Source organism: Bradyrhizobium sp. th-b2 (genome assembly GCF_000426785.1).
GTDB lineage: Bacteria > Pseudomonadota > Alphaproteobacteria > Rhizobiales > Xanthobacteraceae > Bradyrhizobium > Bradyrhizobium septentrionale.
Genome location: NZ_AUGA01000179.1, coordinates 1 through 4,377 on the forward strand (window position 1 = coordinate 1; position 4,377 = coordinate 4,377).

The 4,377-nt window shown below is 58.6% G+C and carries 1 protein-coding gene, 1 pseudogene and 1 riboswitch; of the genes and pseudogenes, one reads left to right on the forward strand and one right to left on the reverse strand.

What is annotated here, in order from left to right:
• Positions 1 to 943 precede the first annotated feature (943 nt).
• Positions 944 to 1,144, forward strand: a riboswitch (cobalamin riboswitch).
• Positions 1,145 to 1,245: 101 nt separating this feature from the next.
• The gene (gene metE / locus K359_RS0147130; protein WP_029085164.1) at positions 1,246 to 3,591 is read left to right on the forward strand and encodes a 5-methyltetrahydropteroyltriglutamate--homocysteine S-methyltransferase; all 2,346 of its coding nucleotides are present in this window, start codon (positions 1,246 to 1,248) and stop codon (positions 3,589 to 3,591) included.
• Between the two features lie 463 nt (positions 3,592 to 4,054).
• Here the strand turns inward: metE and K359_RS56390 are convergent.
• A pseudogene (locus tag K359_RS56390) lies at positions 4,055 to 4,377 on the reverse strand (IS5/IS1182 family transposase); the annotation flags it as partial.

Below are 4,377 nucleotides of genomic sequence, written 5' to 3' on the forward strand. Positions count from 1 at the left end.
CCAGCCTCTCAGGCGCCCTCTGACGAATAAGACGGGCTAGAGCAGATTGTCTACCATCGAACCCGTCGTTCGGTTTTGAACGTCGTGGCTCTATCCACACGCGATTGGCGCTCCTTCGCGACTATGCGACAGTCCTGAAGTGCTAGTTGCAGCGCCAGGCAGATGTGCTTGGCACTCAAGGGCCCACAACGATACGAAACCGCCCATCAGCGCCGGGCGTTTAGAACAGACGCCGCCGAAGTGCACGCTTTAAGCAGGCGGGCGAGATGATAGCATTCACTCGCTGGCATGCGCGATCGCTCGTGTCGGCCGGCGCATATCGTGCTCTTCAATCGACCGGAAGATGCGGCTTCGACGCAAGTCCTGTCCTCCGCAAGCAGGTAGAGGCGCTGAGCCGTGCTAGCCTCGGCTTGAGCCGATCAATAGTTTCGAGAGAATCTGTCGAGCGGTGTTACTCAAGAGCGGTCTTACCATCAATCCGAACAGAGACGGCAACAGCAAAGACACCGAGGGCACTCCAAACAGCCATTTTCATTGCGAGCCGGTCTCCTTGGTTTGGTTGATATGCTTGCCTGGGCAGTATCGCCAAAAAGTGTCCGAGTGACGCCTACCAGAAATGGCTGGCATCACAGAAACACCTCGCGCCGCGTATGCTATCTTATTCGGTGGATCGTTGATTGCTTGGAGAAGGCAGCGCAGCGCGCCGTGCTTGATGAACCGGGGCCAGCTTGCATGAAAGCCGTCTGTTCGACCAAGTGGTCCTCGGCGCAAAGGCGGCGTATTCGGATTTGTCGCTGCCCGCGCGGAGGGACTTTCGGGATGTCATCCGATGTCCGTGATTGCAGAGCGACTTCTGCATCGAGGATGAACGGTGGGCATGCCGCTAGGCACATTAGCAGATCGCAACATGAATTCGCGAGGTTGACGGAACATCCCTTTTGCCGATAATTGAAGGTGTCGAGGTTCTCCGGTCTCATTAGGCCGGAGCTAAGAGGGAAGCCGGTGTCAATGCCGGCGCTGTCCCCGCAACTGTGAGCGGCGAGCCGCTGTCCAACGAAGTCACTGAAGCCTGACGGTTTCGGGAAGGCCGGACAGCAGCGCTGAGCCGCGAGCCAGGAGACCTGCCCCGACACTATCTTCGTCCACGGGCGGGGTGTCCCGGTGGTGCGCCAAGCAGCGGTCGCTCGCGCGACTTCTTCTGCCTGCGTCCGCCATGGCCTTTGCCCCCAATATGGGGTTAACGCTATGTCTCTACTCTCTCTTCCGGTTGCCACACTCGGAACGCCACGCATCGGTCCAAGGCGAGAGCTCAAGGTTGCGCTCGAAAGTTACTGGGCCGGAAAAATCGCCGAACAGCAGTTGCTCGAGGATGCAGCTGGCCTACGTGCCGCAAATTGGGCTCGCCAGAGGTCTCTCGGTGTCACCGTGATCCCATCGAACGATTTCTCGCTGTACGACCAGGTGCTCGACACCAGTGTCATGGTTGGTGCCATCCCAGAAGTCTACGAGACGAATGCCGGATCCATTTCGCTCAAGACATACTTCGCCATGGCACGCGGGTCACAATGCGACGGTCAGGATGGGAGTTGCGGTCACCCGTCGCGTGGATATGGCGCACCCGCGCAGGAGATGACCAAATGGTTCGACACCAACTACCATTACATGGTCCCGGAATTTCACCCGGGGCAGACTTTCAGACTATCCTCTCGCAAACCAATCGAGGAGTACGAGGAAGCCAAGGCCCTTGGCTTTCAGACGCGCCCTGTCCTGATCGGGCCGGTTACATTCTTGAAGCTTGGCAAGAGTGCCGATCCTGCGTTCCAGCCACTGTCACTGCTGGATGACCTGATACCGGTCTATATTGAGCTTTTGAAGGAATTGGCCAAACGCGGGGCAAATTGGGTTCAATTCGACGAACCTTGGCTAGTCCTTGATCTGGATGAGAGTTCGCGAAAATCCTTGGTACATGCTTATGGCCGGCTCGCAAAGGAAGGGCCGGCCATCAAGATCATGGTTGCAAGCTATTTCGGTGGCCTCTGCGACAATCTGGACGCTGCCCTGCGCCTGCCTGTTGCCGGGCTTCACGTCGATCTGGTTCGCGCGCCAGAGTTATTGAGCCAGATCATTGCGAGCGGCCGAAGTGACCTCGTCATGTCGCTCGGCGTCATAGACGGTCGGAATGTTTGGCGATCGAATTTGTCGGCGCTCCGCCAGCGACTGGACCCCGCGATTGCGAAGCTTGGTAAGGACCGCGTACAGATCGCCCCATCCTGCTCGCTGCTTCATGTGCCGGTCGATGTTGAACTCGAGACCGGGCTCGCCTCCGACGTCAAGAGCTGGCTTGCTTTCTCGGTTCAGAAGATGCGTGAGCTTGCGACCTTGGCGCGGGCACTCGCAGGCGACCAGAATGTTGCGAAAGCTCTTGCGGAATCGGAGTGTGCCGCAGCCGTCCGCCGGACGTCGCCGAAGATCCGAGATGCCAATGTCGTTGTCCGGCTGAGTGCGATCAACCAGGCCATGCGCCGGCGCGCCAGCCCATTTGCCAGTCGGGCCGAGATCCAACGCAAGCGCTTCGGGCTGCCAGCGTTCCCGACCACGACGATCGGATCGTTTCCTCAGACCTCAGAGGTCCGTAATACCCGGGCGGCGCATGCGCGAGGCGCGATGAGCGACGAGCAATACGACAAGTTCCTCAAGGAAGAGACGGCGCGCGCCGTACGTTGGCAGGAAGACATCGGTCTGGACGTGCTCGTCCATGGCGAGTTTGAGCGCAATGACATGGTGCAGTACTTCGGCGAGCAACTCTCCGGCTTCGCATTTACCAAAAACGGTTGGGTGCAATCCTATGGCTCGCGCTGTGTCCGGCCGCCGATCCTGTTTGGAGATGTCTCGCGGCCGAAGCCGATCACGGTGGACTGGTGGCGCTATGCGCAGTCGCTAACCAAAAGGCCGATGAAGGCGATGTTGACCGGACCAGTAACGATCTTGAACTGGTCGTTCGTTCGCGAGGATATTCCCCGAAGCGAAGTCTGCCGTCAGATTGCGCTCGCAATTCGAGATGAAGTCGGCGATCTCGAGAATGCGGGTGCTTCCATGATCCAGATCGATGAGGCTGCACTACGCGAAGGCTTGCCATTGCGTCGTGCGCAGTGGACCGTTTACCTCGAGTGGGCTGGAGATTGCTTCCGCATCTGCTCATCGGGCGTCGCCGAACAAACTCAGATTCATACCCACATGTGTTACTCAGAATTCAACGACATCATCCATGCGATTGCTGCAATGGACGCAGATGTCATCTCGATTGAGACTTCGCGCTCGAAGATGGAACTGCTCGACGCGTTCAGGAACTACAACTATCCGAACCAAATTGGGCCAGGCGTGTACGACATTCATTCCCCACGCGTTCCCGAGACCGGCGAGATGAAGGAGCTCATGGCCTTGGCTCTGAAGCGGCTGCAGCGGTCGCAGCTCTGGGTCAATCCGGACTGTGGCTTGAAGACACGCAAATGGGAGGAGGTTCGCCCGGCACTTGTCAACATGGTCGCTGCGGCCCGCGAACTGCGCGCTGCATCCGCTCCAATAGGCCATTGATCCTTGGTCAGGTCTTTCGTCGAGCTGATCGGCTTAAGGAGATCTCGATAGTCCCGGGAGAGCCTTCGTGAATACAAAAGGCCCGGCCGCGTTTAGCGGCCGGGCGGAAGTCGAGTCTGGGAGGAGCGACGCTGCTAGGCATCGCGGCCACTTCCATCGGCAGAGGGAGCACGGCCGACGGCTCGATCTCGGCGAGGACATTCGCCGAAAATCTAAGTCCCAATTAAGGCACAGGATGATCGTAACTCAATTATGCCCTGGTATGCGGCCAATATAGCCAAGGATTAGAAAACTACACCAAGGTTGTTGCTGATGAGGACTGTCTCAACGACTCGCTGAGTCGAGCATGGGTGGGCGATGATGTGGAGCGATCGCCGCATGGAAGGCAACGGGCCGCAAAACGTGGTGCGCTCTCTTGCCCGCAAACAATACGCTCAATCACCGAGACATACCAAGTCGTCGGTTAAGAAGCCGATTTGAGTGGTGTGCGGTGGCTGGTGACTGAGAAGAAGGCAGCCAGGAAGAGGTACCAAAGAGCCCTTAGCCAGGCGAGGATGCGGCGGAAGTTGTAACCGACGGCGGAGAGGATGACGTTGGCGGTATCGCCGGCGCGGCCTTTGAGGTAGCAGCGGCCGAGGTGTCCGTCAGCCTTCAAATGGCCGATCACGGGCTCGATAGCGGAGCGGCGCCGCAGCTGGCGCTTGATAGTGCCGAAGACGCCGCGCTTCTGGCCGGAGATGAAGACGCGGCGCGGGTTCTGTGCGTCATGGCCGCGGTATCCCTTGT

What these genes read in the sequence shown, in the direction of transcription:
- metE (WP_029085164.1), top strand. Translation starts at nt 1,246, where the DNA reads ATGTCTCTACTCTCTCTTCCGGTTGCCACACTCGGAACGCCACGCATC.